The following is a 24,859-nucleotide window of genomic DNA, read 5'->3' as shown; positions in this document are numbered from 1 at the left end:
CGCGGCGCCCGTGCGGCACCCGGGTCGACCCCCGGGTGCCCGAGGCGGCTGCGGGCACGCGGCGATCCCGTGCCTGCGCCAGGGGGATCCACTGGCGCGGTGTGCCCGGCCCCGGAGGCATCGTCGAGGCATCACCCCGGCGGACCTCCGCCGGAACGAGGAAAGGAAAACACCGAGATGACCACCACCGACACCGCGTCCGCTCGCACCGAACCCACGGCACGCGGCACCGCCCCCGCCATGAAGCTCGAGGTCGTCGTGCTCCCCGTCTCCGACGTCGAGCGCGCCAAGTCGTTCTACGCCGGCCTCGGGTGGACGCTCGACGTCGACCTGCCGGTCGCGCCCGACTACCGCGTCGTCGAGTTCACCCCGACCGGCTCGCCCACGTCGATCATCTTCGGCACCGGCGTGACCGACGCCGAGCCGGGCTCGGTCCGCGGGCTGCAGCTCGTCGTCACCGACATCGACGCGGCGCGCGACACGCTCGCCGCAGCCGGTGCCGACCCGAGCCCCGTGTTCCACGACGCCACCGGCGTCTTCCACCACGGCGGATCGACCGCGCGCGTCGAGGGCCACGCGCCGGAGCGGCGCTCCTACGGCTCGTTCGTCTCCTTCCACGACCCCGACGGCAACGAGTGGATCGTCCAGGAGGTCACCCAGCGCATCCCCGGACGGATCGTGCAGACCCGCTACGACTCGCCCGCCGAGCTCGCCACCGCGCTCCGCGCCGCGGCAGAGGCGCACGGCCGCCACGAGGCCGCGATCGGCCACGAGGACCCCGACTGGCCCGAGTGGTACGCCGAGTACCTCGTCCGCGCGGCCGCCGGGAAGGACCTTCCGGCGTGACCGACCCGTCCGCGGAGCTGGCCCGACTGATCGCGATCGAGGAGCTGCGGTCGCTGCAGGCGCGGATGTGCCGCGCCGTGACCGATCGCGACCGGGACGCCCTCGACCGGTGCTTCACCGTCTCGGGCCAGCTGCGGGTCTACCGGGAGGACGGCGGTCTGGCGTGCTTCGCCACCAGCCCGCAGGTCGGCTCCGCGCTCGACGAGCTGCTGGGCGACGCGACGCTCGTCGTCCACACCGGGGGCGCGGAGTTCACGATCCGTTCGGACGACCGGGCGGAGGGCGTGTGGTCGGTCGAGTACGTCGTGCGGCGGCCGGCGCGGGCGCGGCGGGGCCGCGGTCACGCCACGCTGCACCAGACCTACGAGCGGACGCTCGACCGGTGGCTGGTGCGGGCCGTCGACGTCCAGCTCGAGCTGGAAGATGGATGAGTCGACGCGGTGCGGGCCCGGGCGCGTCCCGGGCCCGCCGACCGCGTAGGATCGGCCTCCATGGAGCGCCTCTCGCCCGCCACGACCCTGCTCGGACGACGGCGAGAGCGCGAGGCGCTCGACCGGCTGATCGCGAGCCTGCGCGGCGGGCAGAGCCGGGCGCTCGTGATCCGCGCCGAGGCCGGCGTCGGCAAGACGGCGCTGCTCGACGACACCGCCGAGCGCGCGACCGGGCTGCGCGTGCTGCGCGCCACCGGAATCGAGTCCGAGATGGAACTCGCCTACGCCGGGCTGCACCAGCTGTGCGCGCCCGTCATCGACGGCATCGACGGCCTGCCCGCTCCCCAGGCGGCCGCCCTCGGCGTCGCGTTCGGCCTCACGGCAGGCGACGCACCCGACCGCTTCCTCGTGGGGCTCGCGGTGCTCGGACTGCTCTCGCAGGCCGCGACCGAGCAGCCGGTGATCGGGCTGATCGACGACGGCCAGTGGCTCGACCACGCCTCGGCGCAGGTGCTCGCCTTCGTCGCCCGCCGTCTCGTGGCCGAGTCCGTGGGCCTCGTCTTCGCGGTGCGCGAACCCGTCGGCGACGCGTTCGCCGGCATCGAGGATCTCGTCGTGAGCGGCCTGGAGGATGCCGACGCGAGGCAGCTGCTCGACGCGGTGATCGCCGGCCCGCTCGACGCGGAGGTACGCGACCGCCTGATCGCCGAGACCCGGGGCAATCCGCTCGCCCTGATCGAGCTGCCCCGGGGTCTGCACGCCGCCGACATCGCCGGCGGATACGGGCTCGCCGCGCCCGCGGCGCTCACCGGCCGCATCGAGGAGAGCTTCGTCGCGCGCGTGCTGGCGCTGCCGCCCGAGACCCGCTCGATGCTCGTCGTCGCCGCGCTCGAGCCGATCGGCGATCCGGCGCTCGTCTTCGAGGCCGCCGAAGCGCTCGGCCTCGACGCGGAGCGCCTCACCCCCGCCCTGCAGGACCAGCTCATCGAGGTCGGGGCGCGCATCCGGTTCCGGCATCCGCTCGTGCGCTCCGCGGTCGTGCGCTCGAGCACCGTCGAGGAGCGCCGCACCGCCCACCGCGCGCTGGCCGGCGCGACAGACGGGGCCGCCGACCCGGACCGGCGGGTCTGGCACCTCGCCGAGGCGGCGCTCGGGTTCGACGAGGAGATCGCGGCCGAACTCGTCAGATCCGCGCGGCGCGCCCAGGCCAGGGGCGGACTCGCCGCGGGGGCGAAGTTCCACGCCCGGGGCGCCGAGCTCACCCCCGACCCGCAGATGCGATCGCGCCGTTCGCTCATGGCCGCGGAGGACACCTTCCGCGCGGGAGCCATGCCCGAAGCGCTGCGTCTGCTCGAACAGGCGGACCCCGCACTCCTCGACGAGCACCAGCGCGCCCGCATCGTGCTGGTGCGCGCACACGTCGCCTCGAACACGACGCGGGGCCGCGACGCCGCCGCACTGCTGCTGGAGGCCGCGCGGCTGCTCGAGCCGCACGACGGCGAGACGGCCCTCGCGACCTACGCCGATGCGTTCATCGCGGCGCTCGCCTCCGGGCCCCTCGCGCAGGGCGACGGGCTCGGCGAGGTCGCGGCGGCGATCCTCCGCGCGGAGCCCGCCGGCCTCACCGCCGAGCCGCCCCGCGCCGCGGCCTCGGCACTGCGCGGCCTCGCCATCCTCGTCACCGACGGCTACCCCGCCGCGGCACCCGTGCTCCGCGCGGCGCTGGGCCGGCTCGTCGCCGCGGCGGAGTCGGATGCGGCGCCGGCCGAGTACGAGCCGAACCCGCGCCGTGGCCTCGGCGAGGACGCCGGCCCATCCGACACCGTCCTCCGCTGGCTCCCGCTCGCGAACGTCGTCGCCCGCGCCCTGCTCGACGACGACGCGTTCGAGCGGCTCTCCGCGCGCGCCGTGCACCTCGGGCGCAGCGAGGGGGCGTTCTGGCTGCTGCCGCTCGCGATGGCCGAGCGCACCTCGGCGCTCCTGCTGGCCGGCCGGACCCCGGAGGCCGTTGCCCTCGCGGCCGAGCTGCAGCCGATCATCGAGGCGACCGGCACGCCGGCCTCGATGACCCGGCGCGGCTGGCTCGCCGCGTTCAGCGGCGACGAGGAGACGAAGCGGGCGGTCACCGAGGAGCTCCGGCCCGAGATCGTCGCGCGCGGCGAAGGGCAGTGGTTCATCACCGTGGCCTGGCAGGACGCGCTGCTCTACAACGCCCTCGGACGGTATCCCGAGGCCCTCGCCGCGATGGAGCCGGCGGCGGGACATCCGTTCGATCTCGGGCTGTCGGGATGGGCGCTGCCCGAGCGCATCGAGGCGGCCGTGCGATCCGGGTCGCCGGAGCGGGCGACCGAGGCGCTCGTGCGACTCGTGGAGCAGGCCGCCGCCTCGGGCACCGACTGGGCCCTCGGCCTGGCCGCCCGCTCGACGGCCCTGCTCGCCGACGACGACACCGCCGAACCGCACTACCTCGAGGCGATCGAGCGGCTCGCCCGCACCCGGGTGCGCACGGCGCTCGGCCGGGCCCACCTCCTCTACGGCGAGTGGCTCCGCCGGCGCAACCGCCGCGTCGAGTCGAGGGAGCAGCTGCGGCTCGCGCACGAGCTGTTCGCGGCGATGGGGGCGGAGGGGCTCGCGGAGCGGGCGCGCCGAGAGCTCGCCGCCACGGGCGAGGTCGTCCACCGCCCGTCCGCGGGGCCGGTCGACGAGCTCACCGCGCAGGAGCGGCAGATCGCCGTGCTCGCGGCCGGCGGCAGCACGAATCCCGAGATCGGCGAGCAGCTCTTCCTCAGCCCGCGGACGGTGGAGTGGCATCTGCGGAAGGTGTTCGTGAAGCTCGGGGTCACGTCGAGACGTCAGCTCGCGCGAGCGCTCGGCGTCCGCGCACCGGTCGCCGGCTAAGCGGCCGCGCCCGTCGCGCCATCCCCGGGGTCCGCCCCGGGTACACCCCGGGTGACCACCGGTGACGGTCACGGGCGCTTCGGACGGGCCTCCGGCGGCAGCGTGGACGGCATGCACACCATCCATCGAAATCGAGCCCCACGCGCGATCGCGAGCACCGACGGCAGCGTCCGTCGATCCGCCGTGCCGATCGCCGCCGTCATCGGCGCCATCGCGGTCCTCCTCGCCTGCTGGGCCTCCGTCGCCCAGCCCGCCCGGGCGCAGGCGGTGACCGTGCAGGCCGCGTCGACGGCCGGCGCCGCGGCACCGACCCTCGTCACCACGTCGGCCGGAGCGCTGGAGGGCGTCGCAACGGCGACCGGCGCCGAGTTCCGCGGCATCCCGTACGCTGCCCCACCCACCGGCGAACTCCGCTGGCGGCCGCCGCAGCCCGTCGAGTCGTGGACCGGAACGCGCGCCGCCGACACGTTCCCGCCGGTCTGCCCCCAGGCGCCGCCGAGTCCGAGCGGGTCGAGCGAGGACTGCCTCTACCTGAACGTCACCGTCCCGGCCGGCCTCGCGGACGGGCCGCTGCCGGTCATCGTCTGGTTCCACGGCGGCGGCTTCGAGATCGGGGAGGGCGCCGACTACGACCCGGCGAAGCTCGCCGACGCGGGTGCCGTGGTCGTCACGGTCGACTACCGGCTCGGCCTGCTCGGCTTCCTCGCGCACCCGGCCCTCGCCAACCAGCCCGGCGGCGCGAACGGCAACTACGGCCTCATGGACCAGCAGGCGGCGCTGCGCTGGGTACAGTCCGAGATCGCGGCCTTCGGCGGCAACCCCGGCAACGTGGCCATCGCCGGTCAGTCGGCCGGTGGGCTCTCCGTGCTCGCCCACCTCGCCTCGCCCACCGCGAAGGGGCTGTTCCACCGCGCGGTGATCCAGAGCGGGGCGTTCGCCCTCGTGCAGAAGTCGCTCGCCGACGCGGAGCGCGACGGCCAGGCGAGCGCGACCGCGCTGGGCTGCGACGACCAGTCCGCCGAGTGCCTTCGCAGCGTGCCGGTCGAGTCCCTCGTCGCGAACCAGCCGCTCTCGATCACCCCCGGCTACGTCGACGGCACCGTCCTGCGCGAGTCGGTCGGCACCGCCATCGCGACGGGCCGATTCAACCGGGTGCCGATCGTGAACGGCGTCAACACGCAGGAGGAGCGCATCTTCACCAACCTCGGCCTGAGCGTCACGAAGGGGGCGACGACCGTCCTGCCCGGCCCGATCGACGCGTCGAACTACGAGGCGACGATCGCGGCGAACTTCGGCGTCGACCAGAAGACGGCCGCACGGATCGCGTCGGCCTACCCGCTGAAGAAGTACCCCTCGGCGGCGCAGGCGTTCAGCGTGCTGAACTCCGACGCGAACTTCTCCTGCCCGGCGATCGTGCTCGACGCGGCGGCATCCCGCTACGTGCCGACGTTCGCGTACGAGTTCAACGACGCCGCGGCGCCCGAGCGGTTCGTGCCCGACACGCTCGGCGCGCCGACGGCCGCGACGCACCAGTCGGAGTTGCAGTACCTCTTCGACCTGCCGATTGCGCCGATCCCGGGTGAGCTCTCCGCGGAGCAGCAGCAGCTCGCGTCGGCGATGCGGGAGGCGTGGGTGCAGTTCGCCCGCACCGGGTCGCCCGCGACGGATGCCGTCGCCTGGCCGGAGTTCGAGCTGCGGCATCCCCGCGTGCTCTCGCTCGAGACGCCGGCGCCCGAGGTCGAGCCGCGCTTCGCGGCCGACCATCACTGCGGCCTGTGGGCCGGGGTCGCCCTCTTCGGGGCCCGCTGATGCGGGCGGGGCTGCGGCGCCGCCGCGCGGCACGGCGCGACCTCCGCGCGGTGGAGGAGTACGAGGGGATGCTCCGGACGCGTCAGCGGGGTGCGGCGGACGCCGCCGAGGCCGAGCTCGCGGCGTTCGAGCGCCTCAGCCCCGAGCAGCTCGACCTCCTGTGGCTCCGGTTCGCGGCGGCTTCGGCCGCCGCGGGCCGGCGCACGGAGGGCCGGGGCCGTCCACCGCGGGCAGCTCGACGGTCCGTGCTCGAGGCGGTGGTCGACTGGTTCGCCGTACCCACCGCGTGGACCGGCGCGATCCCGGGTCCGGTGATCGGCGGCTTCCCGGTCGGGCCCTTCGGAGCGGTCGATCTCCAGGCCCTCGCCCGCGGCCCTCGTGACCCGGCGTGACTTGCTACGATGGTCACCGCTGCATCCACGGATGCCGCACGCCGATGTAGTTCAATGGTAGAACTTCTGCTTCCCAAGCAGACAGCGCGGGTTCGATTCCCGTCATCGGCTCCATCCCATCCCCGCATCGTTCGTGCCGCACGGGTTCGACCCGCACTCACAGCGCGAGCAGCGTGCCGCCGTCGACTCCCAGGATCTGGCAGGTGGTGAACCCGGCGTCCGGGGATGCGAAGTAGGCGATCGCCGCGGCGACCTCCGGGAGGGTTCCCGGCCTGCCCATCGCGACCTTGGCGAGGCGGTACGCGACCTCGTCGGGATCGCGCCGGCCCTCCCAGAAGCCGGTCTCGGGGATGTATCCCGGCGCGACGGCGTTGACGGTGATCCCCTGCGTGGCCAGCTCACCGGCCAGGTCCACGACCCAGCAGTTCAGCGCCGCCTTCGCGGCGCCGTAGGAGCCGGCCCCCTTCCGTCCGGAGACGGAGCTCACGGCGACGATCCGGCCGCCGGGTCGCGAGATGAACGGCAGGAGCGCTTCGGTGACGAGCACCGCGGAGAGGACGTTCGACCGGTAGGCCTCCTGCCAGCGCCTCGCGGTCGCCTCGAGGCCGATCTTCCCGGATCCCGACCCCGACCCTGAGCCGGGCCCGGCACCCGCACCGGCACCCGCTCCTGCACCTGCGGCGCAGACGGCCTCCGTCTCCGGCGCGTCCATGCGCGCGACGGGCGGCGCGAGCCCGACGCTCGCCGAGACCGGCGTCGAGGGGGATGCCGCGGTGACCGCCGCGGCCGCCCTCACCGCGGCCGGGGCGCTGCTGCTCGTGATGGCGGCGCGACGTCGCGGGAGCGCAGCGCTCAGCCGACCGCGCGGCGGACGAGCTCGCTGACGCGCTCCTCGACCGACGGCGACCACGTCCGGACGGCGAAGCCGACCGGCCAGAAGTCGCCGTCGTCGAGGTTCGCGCGGTCCTCGAAGCCGATCGTCGCGTACCGGGTCTTGAACTTCTTCGCCGGCTGGATGAAGACCACCATCTTGCCCTCGGCATTCGCGTAGCCCGGCATGCCGTAGTAGGTCTTCGGCACCAGCTGCGGCGCGACCTCGGAGACCACGCGATGCAGGCCCTCGGCCAGCGGCTTGTCCTCGGGCTCGAGCTGCGCGATCGCCTCCAGCACCGACTTCAGCCCCGCCTCGCGGTTCTTGCCCGCCTTCTCCTGCTCGCGCAGCTCCTTGGCGCGCTGCTTGACGGCGTCGCGCTCTTCCTTGCTCAGCCCGTCGGAGGTCTTGGTCTCGGCCATGATGCGCATTCCTTTCCCGAAGCGGTTCCGGCGCCCCTCGCGGCGCCTGACGTCAGGCTACGGCGAGGCATCCGGCGTCCGCTTCTTCGTTCCTGATCGATTCACACCGCGTCGTCCGTCACGCCGCATCCCTGAGGAACGGCTCCTCCCGGAAGCCCTCCGCGTCGAGGATGACGACCGTCGACTCGTCGACCTCGACGAACGCCCCGGGCAGGTCGGTGAGCGGCTCCGACACGACCACCCGCGCCTTCGCCCCGAACAGGCGAAGCCGCTCGACGTCGGGGTACATCTCCTGCAGCGTCGGCATGTCGACCGAGTAGAACAGCGTGCGGCTCCGGTGCGCCGTCGAGTACCGGAACGCCCACGTCGTCTCGCCATCGGACACGGCGAAGGTGCCCTGCACCACATCCCGGATGCCGAGCCGCTCGGCGACCTGCTCGATCTGGCGCAACGCACGCGCGAGGCCGCGGATCGGGTCCTGCTCGAGCCCGAACGTGACGGCCAGGTAGAAGACCACCTCGGAGTCCGTGGTGCCGTGCACCAGCGGGAACAGCTCCGGATCGAGTGCCAGCATCAGCTCCCGCCGCATCCGGGAGAACTCGGCGATCGCGCCGTTGTGCATGAACAGCCACCGCCCATGACGGAACGGGTGGCAGTTCGTCTGCTGGATCGGCGGGCCCGCGGCCGCGCGCACATGCGCGAAGAACAGCGGCGAGTCGATGGCCCAGGTGAGCTCCCGCAGGTTCTCGTCATGCCACGCCGGCTCGATGCTGTGGAACAGCGCCGGCTGCACCTCGAGCACCTCCGTGTCGGGATACCAGCCCACGCCGAACCCGTCGCCGTTCACCGTCTCGGCCCCGAGCGGCGAGTTCAGCGATTGCGCGACCAGCGAATGCCGCGGTTCCAGGATCAGTACGGCCGGGTGGATCGGCTCCCCCGTGTATGCGAGCCATCGGCACATGATCGGCCTCCTCCATCGGATGCCGCCGGCCGTCCCGGCGGACTACTGCGTGGTGGAGCAGCGGGCGAGCTGCGCCATCCGTTCCTTCGCCTGCTCGAACGACCAGGGCAGCTCGATCAGCGGCTGCGCGGAGTCTGCGGCAGGCGGCAGCTTCGAGGCCAGCGACGCGAGCGCGAAGGCGACCTCGCGCACGAAGTCCTGGCCGGAGCTGGAGTTGTTCAGCGCGACGACGACGGTCAGGCCGCTGTCCGGATCGGTGAACGCGGCGGTGAGCGCGCCCGCGGTCTCGCTCGCGGTGCCGCGAAGCGCGCCGTACTGCACGCCGCCGAGACCCTGACCGACCCATGGCTCCGCACCGGGCACCGGCGCAGTCGTCCATTGCGCGCGCAGCGTGCCCTCGCTGACGAGTGACCCCGTCGCGAACGCCAGGCTCAGCCTCGCGGCGTCGTCGAGCGACGAGATCGCGCCCGCGGCCGCGCCGCCCATGGAGCTCGACTGGCGGGAGTCGTCGTACCGCGCCGCGCAGTCCGGGCTGCCATCGGGCGCGGTCCCCGCGGCGAAGGCCCCGAGCGCGCCCTCGTGCGCGACGTCCTTCGGGTCGGGGATGCCGGTGTCGTCGAGGCCGAGCGGGCCGATCACCTGCTCGCGCAGCAGGTCGCCGAAGCCGCGGTGCGTCGCGCGCTCGAGCGCGACGGCGAGCAGCAGGATGCCGGTACGGGAATACGAGTAGGCCTCGCCCGGTGCGGCCGTCCGCGACATCGCCAACCCGGCCGAGATGAGCTCCATCGTCGCCCACGGTCGCTCGGGGTTCTGGATGAAGTGCGGCCGCAGGTTCGGGTAGTAGTCGGCGAGGCCCGACGTGTGCCGGCACAGCTGCTCGAGGGTGATGCCGTCGAGACCGGGCATGTCGTCGACGTAGGTCGACACGCGGTCGTCGAGCTCGACCACCCCGGCGTCGGCGAGGCGGAGCAGCACGAGGCAGGTCATCTCCGTCGTCACCCCCGCGAGGTGGAAGGTGCCGTCTGGCGAGACCGGCTCGGCGTCGTCGCCGAAACGATCGGTGCCCGAGACGCCCGTCCAGTCGCCCGCCCACGGCGCGAGCACCGTCGCGAGGCCGCCGCTCGAGCCGCTGAGCGCGACCGCCTCGTCGAGCACCTGCTGCAGGGCGGTCGCGGAATCGCCCGGGATCGAGGCATCCACCGCATCGAATTGCACGGCCGGATCGACCGTGCCGCCGGTGCAGCCGGTGAACCCGACCGCCGCGACCACGGCGCCGGCGATCGCCGTCGCGATCCCGCGGCGGCGTCGCTCCCCCAAACGGTCCACCAAGCCCCCCTAGCCGTGTGTCCGGTGCGATTCTACCCCGGGGGCCCCGCGGAGCCCGCTGCGACCGGCGGGCGACCGATGTCGCGCACCGCGCCCGACATGAACCGTTCGACGTTCGGGTCGACGATGATGTCGCTCGGCTTCAACGGCCGGGCGAGGTACAGCCCCTCGAGACTCGTGAGCCGGCTGAGGGCGACGTACGTCTGGCCCGGGCTGAAGACCCGTGAACCGAGGTCGACGATCGCGGTGTCGTAACTCGCGCCCTGCGACTTGTGGATCGTGACGGCCCAGGCGAGCCGCAACGGGAACTGGCTGAACTCGGCGACGATCTGCTTCTCGAGCTTCTTCCGAGTCGGGTCCCAGGTGTAGCGGTACTTCTCCCAGACCGCAGGCTCGACCTCGTGCTCGACGCCGCCGATCTCGACCCGGACTTCGCGATTCAGCGAGGTCACCGTGCCGATCGTGCCGTTCACCCAGCGCGGACCGTCGCCGCGCACCATGGTGTCGTTGCGGAGGAACATCACCTGCGCGCCGACCTTCAGCTCGAGCCGCTCGTCAGCGGGGAAGGCGCGGCCGCCGAAGTCGCCGTTGACCTCGGCCTCGTTCGCGAGGGACTGACCCGGCAGGCGGTGCAGCTGGGTGCGATTGATCCGGGTCACCGCGTGGTTCCGGGTGGCCAGCGTGATCGCGCCGTGCTCGGGCAGCGGACGACGCGCGCCCGTGGAGTTCAGCACGCCGGCGATCTCGGCGGTGACCATGCCGTGCCGCACCGCGTTCAGCATGTGCTTGAACGCGTCGTCGTGCTGGCGGTGCACCTCGCCCAGCTCGTAGATGCGAAGGGATGCCTCGTCCCACACCTTCGCGTCGAAGAACCAGAGCGAGCGGTAGGTGTCTTGGAAGTAGCGGCGCTCGTCGCCATCGCCAGGCACGGGTGCGAGCTGGTACGGGTCTCCGAAGAGCACGACCTGGGCGCCGCCGAATGGTTCGGCGGGGCGCTGCCTCGCCTGCCGGAGGGAGCGGTCCATCGCGTCCATGAGGTCGGCGTTCACCATCGACACCTCGTCGACGACGAGCGTGTCCATTGCGTTCAGGATCTTCCGGACGGTGTCGTTCTGCTCGATCTCGTGGTCGGCGATGACCCCGATCGGCAGCCGGAACAGCGAGTGGATGGTCTGGCCGCCGACGTTCAGCGCGGCCACGCCCGTCGGCGCGCAGATGACGATCTGCTTCTGCGTGTGCCAGTTGAGGTGGGTGAGCAGCGTCGATTTGCCGGTGCCGGCACGGCCGGTGACGAAGACGTGTTCCCGGGTGTGCTCGATGGCGTGGAAGACCGCCGCCTGCTCGGGGGTGAGGGTCACGTCGGGCACGGTCAACTGTAACCCCGTCACCCGGTGGCGGCCCGGGCGCGAAGCCGACCTGGGGAGGGAGCCGGAGCCGGATCGACCGCCGCCCGGAGACGGGGGCCATCGTCCGCTTCGGGCGTCGGCGCCGACATAGACTGGGCGGGTGGGGAGCCGGAGCCAGCGCGCGGGACGGGTGTCGTGGCTCGCCGTCCTCGGCTGGAGCGGACTCGGCGTCCTGGTCGTCGGCGCCTTCCTCGCGGCCTTGGGCGCGCTGAACCAGTCGCTGTACGGCGCCCCCGCCTTCGTCGAGCGCTACCTGCACGCCGTCGCGGACGACGAGATCACCATCGCCGCCACGACGCCCGGCGTCGCGCTCGACGCCGCCGCACTCGAGGAGCTCGGCCTCCCCGCCGACGTCTCGACCGCGATGCTCCGCTCCGGCGTGGTCAAGGCCGGCCCCGAGGACATCACGATCACCGACGACGTCGCGCACGAGAACGGCAGCCACAGCGTCACCGCCAACTACCGGCTCGAAGCCGCGATCGTGTCGACGACGTTCGAAGTGCAGCCGATCGCCCCGCTCTACGGGGTGCTCAACCGATGGGAGTTCGCCACCAGCCCGCTCGCCGTCGTCGACGTGACCGCGGCGCACAACCCGTTCTTCACCGTCGGTTCGCTGACCCTCGACACGAGGGCGCGCAAGACCGGCGACGAGCTCGCCGCGTTCACCCAGACCGCGCCGTACCTCGCGATCGCCCCGGCGGTCTACGAGTTCGACTACGACGACACCCTGCTCACGGCGCAGCCCGTCGACCTCGCCGTCGAGCCCTCCACGCGGGCGGGCGTGACGGTCGACGCGCAGGCGACGCCCGCGTTCGTCGAACGCGTGCAGGCTCAGCTCGATCAGTTCCTCGACCAGTGCGCGACACAGCCCACGCTCTTCCCCACCGACTGCCCGTTCGGCATGGAGATCGACGAACGCGTCGTCGAAGACCCCGCCTGGTCGATCTCGGCGTACCCGGTCGTCACCCTCATCCCCGGTGAGACGGCGTTCGAGATGCCGCCGACCGCCGGCGTCGCCCACATCTCAGTCGAGCTGCAGTCGCTCTTCGACGGCGACTATTTCACCCTCGAAGAGGACCAGACCTTCACGGTCTCGCTCGACGCCCGGATCCGCGCCGACGGCTCCATCTCGGTGCAGCTGAAGTAAGCGGCGTCGGCGCTGCCGCCGGTCAGGCTTGATCGCGGTCGGCGAGCGCCTGCAGCCTGGCGTTGTACTCCTCGAGTTCGGCATCGCCCGTGCGATCGGCGTGGCGGTCGCGCCGCTTCGACTCCTTCTCGTCGCTGCGCGACCACTGGATCGCCACCGTGATCGCGAGCGCGACCGTCGGGATCTCGCCGATCGACCAGGCGATGCCGCCGCCGACCTGCTGGTCGGCGAGCGCATCCGTGCCCCACCCCATCGCGCCGTACCAGTCGGCGAGCAGCAGGCTCTCGCTCATCATGATCGAGAGGCCGAAGAAGGCGTGGAACGCCATCGTGCCGAGCAGCAGCACGAGCCGGAAGGCGTACGGCAGCCGGTAGGGCACCGGGTCGATGCCGATCAGCGACTGGACGAACAGATACCCGGTGATGAGGAAGTGCGCGACCATCCACTCGTGGCCGATGTGGTCGAGCATCGTCCAGCGGAACAGCGGCGAGTAGTAGAAGACCCAGAGCGAGCCGGCGAACAGCACCGCCGCGACGATCGGGTTCGCGATGATCTGCGCGAACCGCGAGTGCACCGCCAGCAGGATCCACTCGCGACCGCCGCGGCTGCCGTCCTTGCGGGCGTGGATGGCTCGCGCCGCGAGCGTCACCGGCGCACCGGGCACGAGGAGCACCGGGATCGCCATCGTGAGCAGCATGTGCCCGAGCATGTGCGCCGAGAACAGCGACTGCTCGTACACGTTGATGCCGCCGCAGGTGACGTAGGCGAGCAGCAGGAGGCCGGCGACCCAGAGCACGGAGCGGTATACGGGCCACGCGTCCCCGCGGCGGCGGAGCCGGCGCACACCCGCGAGGTAGAAGAAGATGCCGAAGCCCGCGGCGAGCAGCCAGATCAGGTCGGGGTTCCACTCCGTGACGTACCGGAACCAGTCGGGAGCGGGCGGCAGCGGCTCGCCGGTGAGGATCTCCGCGGGGGTGCGGGCGAGCGAGCCCGCGGCATCCTCGGGGACGGGCGTCGCCGTCCGTGCGAGCGCGGCGGCGAGCCCGGATGCGAGGCCCATGAAGCCGAGCTCGATCACCACGAGCAGCCAGAACGTGCCGCGTCCGCCGGTCGAGGCATCCGAACCGGCGGAGGCCGCGGTCGCACGGGAGATCCGCGCGATCAGCCAGCGCCGCTGGAGCGCACCGAACAGGCCGAGCGCGATCAGCGCGCCCACCTTGCCGACCACGAGCAGTCCGTACGGCGTGGCGAGCTGCGGCCAGTCCCCGATCCGGAGGGCGGCACTCGCGTACCCCGAGACAGCGACGACGATGAACGAGATCAGCGCCACCGTCGAGTACCGCGCCAGCACGACCGGCAGCCGATCGGCGAGCCTGCCCTGCAGCAGCACGAGGGTCAGCAGTCCGCCGAGCCAGGCGGCGGCGAACACGAGATGGAGGCCGAGCGCGGTGATCGCAGCGTTGTGGCCGGCGGCACCGGCCGCGTGCCCCTGCTGCGCGAGCGGCACGAGGCTCGCGGCCGCGAGCACGGTCACGAAGACGAGCGCCGTGTGGTTGCGCACCGCGAAGCAGAGCACGGTGACCGCCGCGGCGATGAGCGTCGTCGCGAGCCAGGCCTGGCCGAGCGGGATGGAGGTGAGGAACTGGCCGAGCTTCTGCCCGAACGCGTCGCCGAGGTCGACGGACTCCCCCGTGACGACGAGGAAAGTGAAGAGCCCGGTCGCGGCGCTTGCGACCGTCATGACGGCAGCGGATGCCGCGGCGACGTCGAGCGCCGCGTCGAACTCGGGCTTCTTCGGGGTGAGCGCCCAGACGGCGAGCACGAGCGCGCCGATCATGCCGGCCGCGCCGAGGTTGACGATCAGCTTGGCGATCGGCAGTCCCCACCTGGCCACGGGTCCCGGGTCCTGGAGCTGGAACGGGGCGGCGCCGCCGCCGACGACGAGGCCCGCGACGGTCGCCAGAACGGCGACGGCGAGCAGCACGGCAGGGCCGAGCACGCGGACGGAGCGGGGCACCGCACCAGCCTAGGCGAGCGGGCTGGGAGCCCGGTCCGCGGGTGGCGGGCGGCGAAGCGCGGCCGGGGACGACGAAGGGCGGGCGGCCGAAGCCGCCCGCCCTCTCGCGAGTCGAAGACTACTTCGCGGCAGCCTTGAGCTTCGAGCCGGCCGAGACCTTGACCGAGTGACCGGCGGGGATCTCGATGGTGGCACCGGTCTGCGGGTTGCGGCCCGTGCGCGCGGCGCGCGAGGTGCGCTCGACGGCGAGCCAACCCGGGATCGAGACCTTGGTGTCCGAGCCGACGGCCTCCGCGAGCGCCTCGAAGAGCCCGCCGAGCACGGAGTCGACGGTGGCCTGGCTCTGCCCGGTCGACGCGGCGATCTTCGCGACGAGCTCGGTCTTGTTCAGCGACTTGTCAGCCATTGAATGTCCTCCTCGGACGTTCGCTGCATCACACAGCACTTTGTTGAAGAACTCGGGAACGATCGTCCAACCGCCCCCGCGGCCGATCAGGCCGCCTTGAATGTAGCAGAGTTCCCCGGAATCACGCGGATTTCCGGGCCGTTCGGGCATTCCCGCGACGGCGTGTCGCAACCGGGACGCAGAAGAGGGGCGCCCCGTACGGGACGCCCCTCTTCAGGAGTTCGTGCTTACCAGCTCGACTTGGTGATGCCGGGCAGCTCGCCACGGTGGGCCATGTCGCGGAAGCGGACACGCGAGATGCCGAACTTCGACAGCACGCCGCGGGGGCGGCCGTCGATGGCGTCGCGCGAGCGCAGGCGCACCGGCGAGGCGTTGCGGGGCAGCTTCTGCAGGCCGACGCGGGCGGCCTCACGGGCCTCGTCGGTCGCGTTCGGGTCGACCAGTGTCTTCTTCAGCTCGGCGCGCTTCGCCGCGTAGCGGTCCACGACCTCCTGGCGCTGGTTGTTGCGCGCGATCTTGCTCTTCTTGGCCATGGACTAACGCTCCTCTCGGAAGTCGACGTGCTTGCGCACCACGGGGTCGTACTTCTTGAGCACGAGACGGTCGGGGTTGTTGCGACGGTTCTTGCGGGTCACGTAGGTGTACCCGGTGCCGGCCGTCGAACGAAGCTTGATGATGGGACGGATGTCCTGCTGCTTGGCCATTAGAGCTTGACCCCCCGAGCCAGGATGTCCTTGACGACGGCCTCGATGCCACGCGCGTCGATCACCTTGATGCCCTTGGCGGACACGTTCAGGGTGACGTTACGACGAAGCGACGGCACGTAGTACGTCTTCTTCTGCACGTTCGGGTCGAAGCGGCGCTTCGTCCGGCGGTGCGAGTGCGAGATGTTGTGGCCGAAGCCGGGAACGGCTCCGGTCACCTGGCACACTGCTGCCATTGGTTCTTTCCTCCAGTACCGAGGGGCGGATGCCCCTCCCAAGGTCTCTTGTCTGCAGACGCATCCCACCGGCTGGCCGGTTAGATACGAGGGATTCGTCCACGGTCTGGGCAGTGGAAGTGCCCAGCCAAACGTCGAGTCTATCAGACCGGCCGGTGGCGGGCGGAATCGAGTGCGAGGTCGACGAGGAATCCTGCGACGCCGCGGACGCGGCGGGGTGGATGCGGTCCACGCCGGATGGCGGCGTACCAGCCTCCGCCGACGAAGGTGCTGCTGATCAGTTCGTATGCCTCGGGCCGCACCTCGGGCAACGGCGAGCCGTCGAGCAGCGTCATGGGATGCTCCGCCCCGATCTCGGCCGCGTGCTCCCGGTCGAGCCGGTCGAGCTCGCGCAACCGCAGCGTGTCGGCGACGATGTGGAACGTCACCGGGTCCTCGACGCTCGACGCGGCCGGTGATCCGCCGGTCGGGGAGCGGTTCGACCTCGTGGTGCGTTTCGAGGTGCGTCACCTCGCGGGCGAGCTCAGGCCCCAGTACCTCTTCCAGCCCCGGGAACCCGGCGCGAGCCGGGGCAACCGTCCACTCCACGCGCCCACCGAGCTCGAAGGGCTCGCCGCAGCACGCGAACTCCCACTCCGAGATCCAGACGAGTGCATCCACCCGTCAGATGCTGCCAGGTCGGCTGCCCGAGCCTGCATCCTCCGTGGCATCCGGTTCGATCGGGCGTCGCGACAGTGCAGCGGCGACGAGGAAGCAGAGGGCGCCGATCGCGGTGCCGCCGTTCGCCCAGGGCTCGCTGAGCAGGGCATCCGTCGCCGGCCGGACGTACGCGCCGATCGCGGAGACGCCGAACGCGATCGAGCCGATCAGGTTGAGGCCGGTGCCGTGCCAGGTGCGTGCGTCGCGATCCCAGAGCCGGCCGCGGTCGCGGGTCGCCGCGACCGCGAGGCCGCTCGAGACGAGGAAGGCGGCCGAGCCCCAGGCGTCCGGCCGCCACCCTGCGCCCACGGCGTCCGGCCGGGTCATCGCCGCGGCGAGCGCCGCCGCCGTCGACACGTTGAACAGCAGCGTGCCGGCGAACTGGATCGCGGCCGCCCACCAGTCCGCGCGATCGGCGCGGTTGGTGCCTCCGCGCGGCGGGCGGCGCCCGCTGAGGCTCAGCTGCACGAACGCGGCCGCGGTGAACAGCAGCGACCCGGCGAAGAAGGTCACGTTCGTCCAGACCGCGCCGGCCCAGGCGGCGTACCAGGGCAGTGCGCCGACGAAGAAGCACGCGGAGCCGGCCATGAACCCCCACGCCTCCCGGCGCAGCCGACGGGCGCGGCGACCCGGGGCGCCCGCGGCACCCCGCGTGCTCGATGCGCTCGACGGCACGGTTCAGTGGTGGAACGTCGGGCCGAGCCCCGGATGCGGCATCGGACTCTCGAGCGAGTCGAGGAACTCCGTCTCCTCGCGCACGTCGCGCAGCAGGTCTTCGGCCAGGTCACGGCTGAGGCCGTTGCGGCAGACGATGCGCATCACCGTCTGGTCGGACTGGTCGCCGGAGAGCGGATACGCAGGCACGAGCCATCCTTTGATGCGCAGCCGCTCCGAGAGGTGGTACAGCGTCCACTTGTCGGTGTGGCCCGCCTTCAGCCGCCAGGCGAAGACCGGGATGTCGGTGCCGTCGGTCAGCAGTTCGTACGCGTCGAGCGCGCCGATCCCGCTCGAGAGGTAGGTCGCCACGTCCTGGCACGCCTGCTGGATCGCGGTGTACCCGGGCCGGCCGAGACGGATGAACCGGTAGTACTGCAGCAGCACCTGCGCGCCGGGCCTCGAGAAGTTCAGGGCGAACGTCGGCATCGACCCGCCCAGATAGCTCACGCGGAACACCAGGTCGTCGGGCAGCGCCGCGATCGAGCGCCACACCACCCAGCCCACGCCCGGGTAGACGAGCCCGTACTTGTGGCCGGAGGTGTTGATCGATTGCACCCGCTCCACGCGGAAGTCCCACTCCAGGTCGGGCTGCAGGAACGGCGCCACCATGGCCCCCGAGGCGCCGTCGACGTGGATGGGGATGTCGAGCCCTGTCTTCGCCTGGATCTCGTCGAGCTTCGCCGCGATCTTCGCGACCGGCTCGTACGCACCCGTGTAGGTGACGCCCATGAGCGCGACGACGCCGATCGTGTTCTCGTCGACGACGTCCTCGAGGCCGGTGCCGTCCATCAGCGGATGCTCGTCGGTCGTGGGGATGAATCGCATCTCCACGTCGAAGTAGTTGCAGAACTTCTCCCAGCACACCTGCACGGCCGAGCTCATGATGAGGTTCGGCTTCTCGGTCGACGCGCCGGCCGCCCGGCGGGCGTGCTGCCAGCGCCGCTTCAGCGCGAGGCCGCCGAGCATGCACGCCTCCGACGACCCGATCGTCGAGGTGCCGATGACGTCGTCGGCGACGGGCGCGTTCCAGAGGTCGCCGAGGATGCGCCAGCAGTACTCCTCGATGGCGGCCGTCGCCGGGTACTCGTCCTTGTCGATCATGTTCTTGTCGAACGCGTCGCGATAGAGGCGGTCCGCGTACTCGTCCATCCACGTGCCGACGAAGGTGGCGAGGTTCAGTCTCGCGTTGCCGTCCAGCATCGACTCGTCGTGCACGACCCGGTACGCCGTCTGCGGCAGCATCGACTCGTCCGGCAGCCGGGTGTAGCGCGCGGTCGTCGCCTCGCCGATGCGCGTGAACGTGGGCTCGAGCTCGGTGTCTTCGTTCATGGTGATCCCCCTTCACCGTGCCGACCGCGACCGGCGTCCGGGCACGCGATGGGCGTGAGCGGGTCGCGGAGGCATCCGGTGCCGACGCTAGTCCCGTCGGGCGCCGCCGGGAATCACCCTGTTCGGGTGAAGTCAGGCGTCGGCCGCGTCGCCGGCCTGCAGTCTCGTGCAGTTGGCGCACAGCCCGAAGACGTCGACGACGTGTGCGGCGCCGGTGAATCCGTGCTCCGCGGCGACGCGCTTCGCCCAGGCCTCGACCTCGTCGGCGCCGATCTCGACGGTGAGGCCGCAGTTGCGGCAGATGAGGTGGTGGTGGTGGCCGGTCGTGCTGCACGCGCGGTAGAGCGCCTCACCCTCGGGCGACTGCAGCGAGTCCGCCTCGCCGGTCGACGCGAGGTCGCCGAGCGCGCGGTACACGGTGGCCAGGCCGATGGGGGACCCGCTCGCGTGCAGGGCCGAGTGCAGCGCCTGCGCGCTGATGAAGCCCTCGGTGCCGTCGAGGGCCTCTCGAACGGCCTCGCGCTGCCAGGTGTTGCGTTTCATGCGATGCGCGCTTCCTCCGCGGTCTCGACGGGGATGGCCCGTCCCCTCCACGGTAGCCGCCGCAGCTGGGAGACGACCAGCGCGATGGCGAAGCATCCGGTCGCGGCGAGCGCGATGGCGGGACCGGCCGCGACGTCGAGCGCTCGCGAGGCGAGCACGCCCACGATGCCGGATGCCGCGCCGATGACGGGTGCCGCGACGAGCACGCCCCGGTAGGAGCGGACAACGAGCCGGGCCGCCGCGGCCGGCGCGGCGATGAGGGCGATCGCGAGGATGGCCCCGACCGCGGGCAGGGAGCTCACGACCGAGGCGGCGATGAGCGCGAGCACGAGCAGCTCGACCGGCCATTCGCGGAAGCCCGCGGCGCGGAACCCGGCCGGGTCGAACGTGGAGAACACGATGCGCCGGCCGAAGGCCGCGACGAGGAGCATCGCCGCGACCGCCACGCCGGCGGCGAGGAGGATGTCGGCGTCGGTGACGGTGAGGATCGACCCGACGAGCAGCGACTCGGGCTGCACGGGCAGCCCGGGGATCGCGGCTTGGAGCAGTGCGCCGGCCGCGAAGCCGCCCGTGAGCACGACGCCCGCCGCGACCTGCGCCCCCTGCCGACGAATGCGCGCGATGCCGGTCATGATCGCGACGATGAGCACGGAGGCGACGGCGGCGCCGAGCGGCACGCTGACGCCGAGGGCGGCCGCCGCCACGGCGCCGGGGTAGGTCGCGTGGGTGAGCGCCTGGGCGAAGAAGGTCCGCCGGCGCAGCACCACGAGCGCGCCGACGTAGCCGGCGCCGACCCCGATGACGACGGCGGCGAGCAGCGCACGCTCGAAGTAGCCCATCAGCGCGTCCTCACCGTCGCGGTGCGGCCCGCCGCCCACGCGATGACCAGCGCGAGCGCGTAGCCGATCACGAACACGGCGACGATGGTGGCGCCGGCGGGCAGGTCCACTCCCCCGCCGACGGATGCCCCGTATCCGGCCGCGAGGCCGAGCCACGCGCCGACCGCCGCGAACGCCGCAGCCACCGGGAACAGCAGCCACAGCCGATCGGTGGCGAGCCGGGCGACCGCGCCGGGCACGATGAGGAGCGCCAGCACGAGCAGCGTGCCGACGGTCGAAGCCGCCGCCACGACCACGAGGGCCACCGCGCAGTTCAGCACCAGGTCGAGCGCGAGGCCCGAGTCGCCCGAGGCGCGGCTGCCGCGGGCGTCGAACGCGCGGAACAGCTGCTGCTTGAGGGTGAGCCCCACGCCGAGCAGCGCGAGCACGCTGACGGCGACGAGCGGCACGACCTCCGCGGGCGGGATGGTCAGCACCCGGCCGAAGAGCAGCGCCTCGAGCTCGCCCGCGTAGTCGTCGCTGCGGGAGACGACGATGACGCCGACACTGAAGGTCGCGGTCAGCACGATCGCGATCGCCGCATCGGATGCCACGCCCGATCGCGCGAGCCAGGTGAGGATGAGGGCGCCGGCGAGCGCGGCGACCGCGGCTCCCGGCAGCAGGCCCGACGTGCCGCCGACCGCGAGGCCGATGGCGAGGCCGGGGAAGACGGCATGCGTGAGGCCGTCGCTGATGAACTCGAGTCCGCGGAGGTTCACCAGCACCCCGACGACGCCCGCGACGACGGCGAGCACGAGCATGACGCCGAGGGCCCTGGCCATGAAGGCGAGCTCGAAGGCGCCGAACAGCGAGTCCCACAGACCCGCGAGGGGACCGCCCATCAGTACCCCTCGTGACCGGGCACGACGAGCGTGTGCTCGTCGATCTCGATCTCGGTGCCCTCGAAGCACTCCTGGAGGTTGCCGAGCGTCAGCACCTCGTCGACCGGTCCGTGCGCGAGCTGCTCGCCGTTGACGAGCACGACCGTGTCGCACACCACGCGCGCGAGCTCGAGGTCGTGCGTCGACACGAGCACCGCGACCCCGCGAGCCTTGAGGCCGCGGAGGGTCTCGATGAGCGCGTCGCGGTTCTGCTGGTCGAGGCCGTTGAAGGGCTCGTCGAGCAGCAGCAGGCTGGGCTCGGAGGCGAGCGCCCGGGCGAGGAGTCCGCGCTGGCGCTGCCCGCCCGACAGATCGCCGAACCTCCGCGGCGCCAGCTCGGTGAGGCCGACGGCGTCGAGGGCGGCGCGCACGGCCTCGCGATCGGCGCGACCCGGCCAGCGGAACAGCCCGAGCCGCCGGTATCGACCCTGCATCACGACCTGCTCGAGGCTGATCGGGAAGTCGGGGTCGAGCTCGGCCGACTGCGGCAGGAACCCGATCATGCCGATCGAGGCATGCGACGCGCCGCCGTATTCCACGACACCCGCCGTGCGCGGCACGAGGCCGAGCAGCCCGCCGAGCAGCGTCGACTTGCCGGCGCCGTTCGGGCCGATCAGGGCGACGGCCTCACCGGGGAGGATGTCGAAGTCGAGCCCGCGCACGCCCGCGCCGCCCGGGTGCGTGTAGGCGGCACCCCGCAGGCGAAGGACTGGAGCGGCACGACTCATGCGGGTCATCCTTGCAGTGCCGAGGGCACCGCGGAAGGCTCGACGCCCCACGACTCGAGGATCAGCCGCACGTTGTGCAGCTGGCTGCCGATGTAGGTCTCGCCCTCGCTGCCGGCGACGCCCAGCGAGTCGCCGTAGAGGGCGTCCTCGCCGGAGTAGACGGTCACGTCCGCCTCGCGGGCGATCGTCTCCGCCGCCTTCGGCGAGATGGATGCCTCGGAGAACACGGCCGCGACGCCCGTCGAGCGGATGCGCTCGACGAGTTCGTCGATCTCGGCGGCGCTCGGCTCGGCGTTGTCGTCGAAGCTCGGGATGACGCTGCCGACGAAGGTGATGTCGTACGCGTCGAGGAAGTAGGTGAACGCGTCGTGGTTGGTCACGAGCAGACGCTCGGCGACGGGCACCTGCTCGACGTTCTCCGCGATCCAGGCGTCGAGCGCCTCGAGCTGGGCGAGGTAGTCGGCCTCGTTCGCCTCGAGCTCGTCTGCGTCGAGGCCGGGCACCTCGGCGAGGCCGTGCGCGATGTTCTCGACCATCGTCTCCGCCAGGGCGGGGTCGGTCCAGATGTGCGGGTTGCCGGCACCATGGTCGTGGCCGTGCTCGTCGGCGTGTTCGGCGTGCTCCTCGGCGCTCTCGCCCTCGTGCTCGTCGGTCGCATCGTCCGCACCGGCGTGGTCGTGGTCGTGCTCCTCGGTGGCGGCGAGCTCGATGCCCTCGCTCGCGTCGACGAGCACCCCGTCGAAGCCCGAGGCCTCGACCGCGTCCTCGACCCAGGACTCGAGCCCCGCGCCGTTGACGACGAGCGCGTCGGCGTCGGCCAGCGCACGGAGCTGCGCCGCCGACGGATCGAACGAGTGCGCGCTCTGTCCGGCCTGCAGCAGCTGCGTCACCTCGCCCTGCTCCCCCACGAGGGTGCGCGTGAAGTCGCCCACCTGCGTCGTGGTGGCGACGATCTGCGGCCCGTCGCCCTGAGCGGATGCCTCTCCCCCGGCGCATCCCGCCAGGCCGAGCGCCGCGGCGGCGACGGCAGCGGTCGCGAGACCGGCGCGGGCGGGCATGGGGACGGGTCGGCGGGTTCGGCGCATGCATTCAGCGTAGGTTTATTGATAATGATTGTCAAAACCAGCAAACATGACGTCGCGCGCCGTCATGCTGTGGACAGCGCTGGCGTACGTCGGAGGGAGGTGAGAAGGTGAGGCACGTGGATACGACGACGTCCCCCCTCACGTTGCATCCGTTCACCCTCGCCGACGCCGAGCGCATCCGCTCCGGCGAGGTCGATCCGCATGACGGCTGGGAAGGGGGGTACTCCTTCATCGACGAGCCCGAGCTCATCGACCAGTACGTGGCCGCCGTACGCGAAGGCGGCGATCCCGCGCCCTTCGGGCCCTACCTCGTGCGGCGGGGCGCCGACGGCGCGGCCATCGGCGGCGTCAACATCTTCGGCCCGGTCGGCGACGACGGTGCGGTCGAGTTCGCCTTCGGGCTGGTCCCGGCCGTGAGGGGCCAGGGGCTCGCGGTGCACGCCGTCCTCGAAGCGCTCGCGCTGATCCGGAACGCCGGGGGAGTGCTCGCCCGCGCCGAGGCCGAGATCGCGAACGTACCCGCGCGGCGCGCGCTCGAGGCCGCCGGCCTGTCGGAGGTCGCCCGGTCGGGCGACGCCATCGTCTACGAGTGCCGCCTCTGAGGGGTCGGCAGCGCCCCTCAGCTGCGCCGGCAGCGCTATTCCAGCAGGAGCGCCGGCTCCTCGATGATCGAGGCCACGTCCGCGAGGAACCGGCTCGCGACGTCCCCATCGACCACGCGGTGATCGAACGACCCGCCGATCGTGGTCACGTAGCGGGGTCGTACCTCGCCGTCGACCACCCAGGGCTTCTGCTTGATCGTGCCGAGCGCCACGATGGCGACCTCGCCCGGGTTCAGGATCGGCGTGCCCGTGTCCATGCCGAACACCCCGATGTTCGTGATGGTGATCGTCCCACCCTGCATCTCGGCCGGCTGGGTCTTGCCCTCGCGGGCGGTCAGCGTCAGCTGCTCGAGGGCGGTGGCGAGCTCGACCATCGTCATGGCCTGCGCTTCCTTGACGTTCGGCACGATGAGCCCACGGGGCGTCGCTGCGGCGATGCCGAGGTTCACGAAGTGCTTCACGACGATCTCCTCGTCGGTCCACTGCGCGTTGACCGTCGGGTTGCGGCGAACCGCCCAGATGATCGCCTTCGCCATGATGAGCAGCGGCGACACCTTCACACCCGCGTAGTCGGGCGACGCCTTCAGGCGCTTCACGTACTCCATCGTGCGCGTGGCATCCACGTCGACGAAGACGGATACATGTGGCGCGGAGTATGCACTCTGGACCATCGCGTTGGCGATGGCCTTCCGCACGCCCTTCACCGGGATACGGCTCTCGCGATCGGCGGGCGTCTCGGGGGTCTGGATGTTTCGGAACACACTGGCCTGCGTCGCCTCGCGGATCACGTCTTCGCGCGTCACATCGCCGATCGGCCCGGTCGGCATGACCTTCGACAGGTCGACGCCGAGGTCCTTCGCGAGCTTCCGGATCGGCGGCTTCGCGATCACCGGCACGTGGTGCGGCGCGGCTCCCTGCAGCGGCCGGGCGGCCGCCGTGCCGGCGGGTGCCGGCGCGGCCTCCGGCACGACCTGCTCGACGACGGGCGGCGTCGACGGCACCGAAGCGGCGAGCTTCTCGTGCGCGCCGCCAGGCGACGGGTGCCGCCGGCGGCGGCTCCGCGACGGGCCCTGGCTGCCGTGGCCGACGAGCACGGCGCCACCGGACTCCTCGGTCGCGGCCGATGCCGGGGCGGTCGCCGCGGGCGACACCGGGGCCGGAGCAGCAGGTGCCGCCACCTGCGCGGCGGCCGCGGGCGCAGCGGCCGGGTCCGGGGCCGTCTGGCCGGTGGTCGGCGCGTGATCCGCCGGCGAGACCGGGGCGGAGGCATCCGTCTGGATCACCAGGATCGGCGTCCCGACGTCGACCGTCGTGCCCTCCTCGACCAGCAGCTCGGAGACCACGCCCTCGAATGCGCTCGGAAGCTCCACGAGCGACTTCGCGGTCTCGATCTCGACGAAGACCTGGTCGAGCGCGATGCGATCACCGGGAGAGACCCGCCACTGCACGATCTCGGCCTCCGTCAGCCCCTCGCCGACGTCGGGCAGGGGGAACCGGATCTCGCTCATGCCTTCACCCTTTCACC

26 protein-coding genes, 1 tRNA gene and 1 pseudogene are annotated in these 24,859 nt (G+C 72.2%); 8 read left to right on the top strand and 20 right to left on the bottom strand.

The window, feature by feature from the left end; translation table 11 throughout:
- Positions 1–177: 177 nt before the first annotated feature.
- From ABIQ69_RS00410 to ABIQ69_RS00385, 6 genes are all read left to right on the top strand, one after another.
- The gene (locus tag ABIQ69_RS00410; RefSeq protein WP_350348421.1) at positions 178–846 is read left to right on the top strand and encodes a VOC family protein; all 669 of its coding nucleotides are present in this window, start codon (positions 178–180) and stop codon (positions 844–846) included.
- Positions 843–1,277 carry a nuclear transport factor 2 family protein gene (locus ABIQ69_RS00405; protein WP_350348420.1) on the top strand — a complete coding sequence of 145 codons (435 nt, stop codon included), beginning with the start codon at positions 843–845 and terminating at the stop codon, positions 1,275–1,277. The genes ABIQ69_RS00410 and ABIQ69_RS00405 overlap by 4 nt, the downstream gene beginning before the upstream one ends.
- A 60-nt stretch (positions 1,278–1,337) precedes the next feature.
- Positions 1,338–4,175, top strand: a complete 2,838-nt coding sequence (locus ABIQ69_RS00400) for an AAA family ATPase (protein ID WP_350348419.1) — start codon at positions 1,338–1,340, stop codon at positions 4,173–4,175.
- Between the two features lie 183 nt (positions 4,176–4,358).
- The gene (locus ABIQ69_RS00395; protein WP_350348418.1) at positions 4,359–5,984 is read left to right on the top strand and encodes a carboxylesterase family protein; all 1,626 of its coding nucleotides are present in this window, start codon (positions 4,359–4,361) and stop codon (positions 5,982–5,984) included.
- Entirely contained in the window at positions 5,984–6,376 is a 393-nt protein-coding gene (locus ABIQ69_RS00390) for a hypothetical protein (RefSeq protein ID WP_350348417.1), read from the top strand. Before ABIQ69_RS00395 ends, ABIQ69_RS00390 begins: the two co-directional genes overlap by 1 nt.
- Before the next feature lie 40 nt (positions 6,377–6,416).
- A tRNA-Gly gene (locus tag ABIQ69_RS00385) sits at positions 6,417–6,490 on the top strand.
- Positions 6,491–6,533: 43 nt separating this feature from the next.
- Here the strand turns inward: ABIQ69_RS00385 and ABIQ69_RS00380 are convergent.
- From ABIQ69_RS00380 to ABIQ69_RS00360, 5 genes are all read right to left on the bottom strand, one after another.
- Positions 6,534–7,172 (bottom strand): SDR family oxidoreductase, encoded by a 639-nt coding sequence (locus ABIQ69_RS00380; protein ID WP_350348416.1) that lies wholly within the window; start codon positions 7,170–7,172, stop codon positions 6,534–6,536.
- 56 nt (positions 7,173–7,228) lie between these two features.
- The gene (locus tag ABIQ69_RS00375) at positions 7,229–7,669 is read right to left on the bottom strand and encodes a hypothetical protein (protein ID WP_350348415.1); all 441 of its coding nucleotides are present in this window, start codon (positions 7,667–7,669) and stop codon (positions 7,229–7,231) included.
- 118 nt (positions 7,670–7,787) lie between these two features.
- Positions 7,788–8,630 (bottom strand): class II glutamine amidotransferase, encoded by an 843-nt coding sequence (locus tag ABIQ69_RS00370; RefSeq protein ID WP_350348414.1) that lies wholly within the window; start codon positions 8,628–8,630, stop codon positions 7,788–7,790.
- 42 nt (positions 8,631–8,672) lie between these two features.
- The gene (locus ABIQ69_RS00365; RefSeq protein ID WP_350348413.1) at positions 8,673–9,956 is read right to left on the bottom strand and encodes a serine hydrolase domain-containing protein; all 1,284 of its coding nucleotides are present in this window, start codon (positions 9,954–9,956) and stop codon (positions 8,673–8,675) included.
- Positions 9,957–9,988: 32 nt separating this feature from the next.
- Positions 9,989–11,323 carry an AAA family ATPase gene (locus tag ABIQ69_RS00360; protein ID WP_350348412.1) on the bottom strand — a complete coding sequence of 445 codons (1,335 nt, stop codon included), beginning with the start codon at positions 11,321–11,323 and terminating at the stop codon, positions 9,989–9,991.
- A gap of 139 nt (positions 11,324–11,462) precedes the next feature.
- On the opposite strand from ABIQ69_RS00360, the gene ABIQ69_RS00355 reads away from it, so the two are divergent.
- On the top strand, positions 11,463–12,509 hold the full coding sequence (locus ABIQ69_RS00355; RefSeq protein WP_350348411.1) for a hypothetical protein: 1,047 nt from the start codon (positions 11,463–11,465) through the stop codon (positions 12,507–12,509).
- A 22-nt stretch (positions 12,510–12,531) separates the two neighbouring features.
- Here ABIQ69_RS00355 and ABIQ69_RS00350 read toward each other — a convergent pair whose 3' ends face one another.
- The 14 genes and pseudogenes from ABIQ69_RS00350 to ABIQ69_RS00285 form a co-directional block, all read right to left on the bottom strand.
- Positions 12,532–14,526 (bottom strand): cytochrome c oxidase assembly protein, encoded by a 1,995-nt coding sequence (locus ABIQ69_RS00350; RefSeq protein WP_350348410.1) that lies wholly within the window; start codon positions 14,524–14,526, stop codon positions 12,532–12,534.
- Positions 14,527–14,644: 118 nt separating this feature from the next.
- A complete protein-coding gene (locus tag ABIQ69_RS00345; RefSeq protein ID WP_153683521.1) occupies positions 14,645–14,932 on the bottom strand; it encodes an HU family DNA-binding protein in 288 nt (95 codons plus the stop codon).
- A 227-nt stretch (positions 14,933–15,159) separates the two neighbouring features.
- Entirely contained in the window at positions 15,160–15,465 is a 306-nt protein-coding gene (gene rpsN / locus ABIQ69_RS00340) for a 30S ribosomal protein S14 (RefSeq protein ID WP_350348409.1), read from the bottom strand.
- A 3-nt stretch (positions 15,466–15,468) separates the two neighbouring features.
- Positions 15,469–15,636, bottom strand: coding sequence for a 50S ribosomal protein L33 (rpmG, locus tag ABIQ69_RS00335; RefSeq protein WP_021760158.1), 168 nt, complete (start codon positions 15,634–15,636; stop codon positions 15,469–15,471).
- Positions 15,636–15,872, bottom strand: a complete 237-nt coding sequence (gene rpmB, locus ABIQ69_RS00330) for a 50S ribosomal protein L28 (protein ID WP_350350052.1) — start codon at positions 15,870–15,872, stop codon at positions 15,636–15,638. The genes rpmG and rpmB overlap by 1 nt, the downstream gene beginning before the upstream one ends.
- A gap of 143 nt (positions 15,873–16,015) precedes the next feature.
- Positions 16,016–16,300, bottom strand: coding sequence for a hypothetical protein (locus ABIQ69_RS00325; RefSeq protein ID WP_350350085.1), 285 nt, complete (start codon positions 16,298–16,300; stop codon positions 16,016–16,018).
- Positions 16,301–16,325: 25 nt separating this feature from the next.
- Positions 16,326–16,532, bottom strand: a pseudogene (locus tag ABIQ69_RS00320) (DUF6578 domain-containing protein); the annotation flags it as partial.
- 3 nt (positions 16,533–16,535) lie between these two features.
- Positions 16,536–17,159: a hypothetical protein gene (locus tag ABIQ69_RS00315; RefSeq protein ID WP_350348408.1), complete on the bottom strand. Its 624-nt coding sequence runs from the start codon at positions 17,157–17,159 to the stop codon at positions 16,536–16,538.
- A gap of 90 nt (positions 17,160–17,249) precedes the next feature.
- Complete coding sequence (locus tag ABIQ69_RS00310) at positions 17,250–18,617, bottom strand: glutamate decarboxylase (RefSeq protein WP_350348407.1); 1,368 nt, start codon at positions 18,615–18,617, stop codon at positions 17,250–17,252.
- 132 nt (positions 18,618–18,749) lie between these two features.
- Positions 18,750–19,160: a transcriptional repressor gene (locus ABIQ69_RS00305; protein ID WP_350348406.1), complete on the bottom strand. Its 411-nt coding sequence runs from the start codon at positions 19,158–19,160 to the stop codon at positions 18,750–18,752.
- Entirely contained in the window at positions 19,157–19,999 is an 843-nt protein-coding gene (locus ABIQ69_RS00300) for a metal ABC transporter permease (protein WP_350348405.1), read from the bottom strand. The genes ABIQ69_RS00305 and ABIQ69_RS00300 overlap by 4 nt, the downstream gene beginning before the upstream one ends.
- Positions 19,999–20,880 carry a metal ABC transporter permease gene (locus ABIQ69_RS00295; RefSeq protein WP_350348404.1) on the bottom strand — a complete coding sequence of 294 codons (882 nt, stop codon included), beginning with the start codon at positions 20,878–20,880 and terminating at the stop codon, positions 19,999–20,001. The genes ABIQ69_RS00300 and ABIQ69_RS00295 overlap by 1 nt, the downstream gene beginning before the upstream one ends.
- Positions 20,880–21,647, bottom strand: a complete 768-nt coding sequence (locus tag ABIQ69_RS00290) for a metal ABC transporter ATP-binding protein (RefSeq protein WP_350348403.1) — start codon at positions 21,645–21,647, stop codon at positions 20,880–20,882. The genes ABIQ69_RS00295 and ABIQ69_RS00290 overlap by 1 nt, the downstream gene beginning before the upstream one ends.
- Before the next feature lie 5 nt (positions 21,648–21,652).
- Positions 21,653–22,732 carry a metal ABC transporter substrate-binding protein gene (locus ABIQ69_RS00285; RefSeq protein ID WP_350348402.1) on the bottom strand — a complete coding sequence of 360 codons (1,080 nt, stop codon included), beginning with the start codon at positions 22,730–22,732 and terminating at the stop codon, positions 21,653–21,655.
- Between the two features lie 116 nt (positions 22,733–22,848).
- On the opposite strand from ABIQ69_RS00285, the gene ABIQ69_RS00280 reads away from it, so the two are divergent.
- Positions 22,849–23,334, top strand: a complete 486-nt coding sequence (locus tag ABIQ69_RS00280; protein ID WP_350348401.1) for a GNAT family N-acetyltransferase — start codon at positions 22,849–22,851, stop codon at positions 23,332–23,334.
- A 35-nt stretch (positions 23,335–23,369) separates the two neighbouring features.
- On the opposite strand, the gene ABIQ69_RS00275 is transcribed toward ABIQ69_RS00280, so the two are convergent.
- The gene (locus ABIQ69_RS00275) at positions 23,370–24,842 is read right to left on the bottom strand and encodes a dihydrolipoamide acetyltransferase family protein (protein WP_350348400.1); all 1,473 of its coding nucleotides are present in this window, start codon (positions 24,840–24,842) and stop codon (positions 23,370–23,372) included.
- Positions 24,843–24,859 lie beyond the last annotated feature (17 nt).

Origin of the sequence: Agromyces sp. G08B096, assembly GCF_040267705.1 — a bacterium.
In the GTDB taxonomy this organism is placed as follows: domain Bacteria; phylum Actinomycetota; class Actinomycetes; order Actinomycetales; family Microbacteriaceae; genus Agromyces.
This window is presented reverse-complemented; position numbering and strand designations above follow the sequence as displayed.

Bases quoted from the DNA above. Each gene is read 5' to 3' on its own strand.
- rpsN (WP_350348409.1), bottom strand. From the start codon at position 15,465: ATGGCCAAGAAGAGCAAGATCGCGCGCAACAACCAGCGCCAGGAGGTC.
- ABIQ69_RS00300 (WP_350348405.1), bottom strand. From the start codon at position 19,999: ATGGGCTACTTCGAGCGTGCGCTGCTCGCCGCCGTCGTCATCGGGGTC.
- ABIQ69_RS00410 (WP_350348421.1), top strand. From the start codon at position 178: ATGACCACCACCGACACCGCGTCCGCTCGCACCGAACCCACGGCACGC.
- ABIQ69_RS00315 (WP_350348408.1), bottom strand. From the start codon at position 17,159: ATGGCCGGCTCCGCGTGCTTCTTCGTCGGCGCACTGCCCTGGTACGCC.
- ABIQ69_RS00290 (WP_350348403.1), bottom strand. From the start codon at position 21,647: ATGAGTCGTGCCGCTCCAGTCCTTCGCCTGCGGGGTGCCGCCTACACG.
- ABIQ69_RS00375 (WP_350348415.1), bottom strand. From the start codon at position 7,669: ATGGCCGAGACCAAGACCTCCGACGGGCTGAGCAAGGAAGAGCGCGAC.
- ABIQ69_RS00390 (WP_350348417.1), top strand. From the start codon at position 5,984: ATGCGGGCGGGGCTGCGGCGCCGCCGCGCGGCACGGCGCGACCTCCGC.
- ABIQ69_RS00295 (WP_350348404.1), bottom strand. From the start codon at position 20,880: ATGGGCGGTCCCCTCGCGGGTCTGTGGGACTCGCTGTTCGGCGCCTTC.
- ABIQ69_RS00310 (WP_350348407.1), bottom strand. From the start codon at position 18,617: ATGAACGAAGACACCGAGCTCGAGCCCACGTTCACGCGCATCGGCGAG.
- ABIQ69_RS00275 (WP_350348400.1), bottom strand. From the start codon at position 24,842: ATGAGCGAGATCCGGTTCCCCCTGCCCGACGTCGGCGAGGGGCTGACG.
- ABIQ69_RS00305 (WP_350348406.1), bottom strand. From the start codon at position 19,160: ATGAAACGCAACACCTGGCAGCGCGAGGCCGTTCGAGAGGCCCTCGAC.
- rpmB (WP_350350052.1), bottom strand. From the start codon at position 15,872: ATGGCAGCAGTGTGCCAGGTGACCGGAGCCGTTCCCGGCTTCGGCCAC.
- ABIQ69_RS00345 (WP_153683521.1), bottom strand. From the start codon at position 14,932: ATGGCTGACAAGTCGCTGAACAAGACCGAGCTCGTCGCGAAGATCGCC.
- rpmG (WP_021760158.1), bottom strand. From the start codon at position 15,636: ATGGCCAAGCAGCAGGACATCCGTCCCATCATCAAGCTTCGTTCGACG.
- ABIQ69_RS00370 (WP_350348414.1), bottom strand. From the start codon at position 8,630: ATGTGCCGATGGCTCGCATACACGGGGGAGCCGATCCACCCGGCCGTA.
- ABIQ69_RS00285 (WP_350348402.1), bottom strand. From the start codon at position 22,732: ATGCGCCGAACCCGCCGACCCGTCCCCATGCCCGCCCGCGCCGGTCTC.
- ABIQ69_RS00400 (WP_350348419.1), top strand. From the start codon at position 1,338: ATGGAGCGCCTCTCGCCCGCCACGACCCTGCTCGGACGACGGCGAGAG.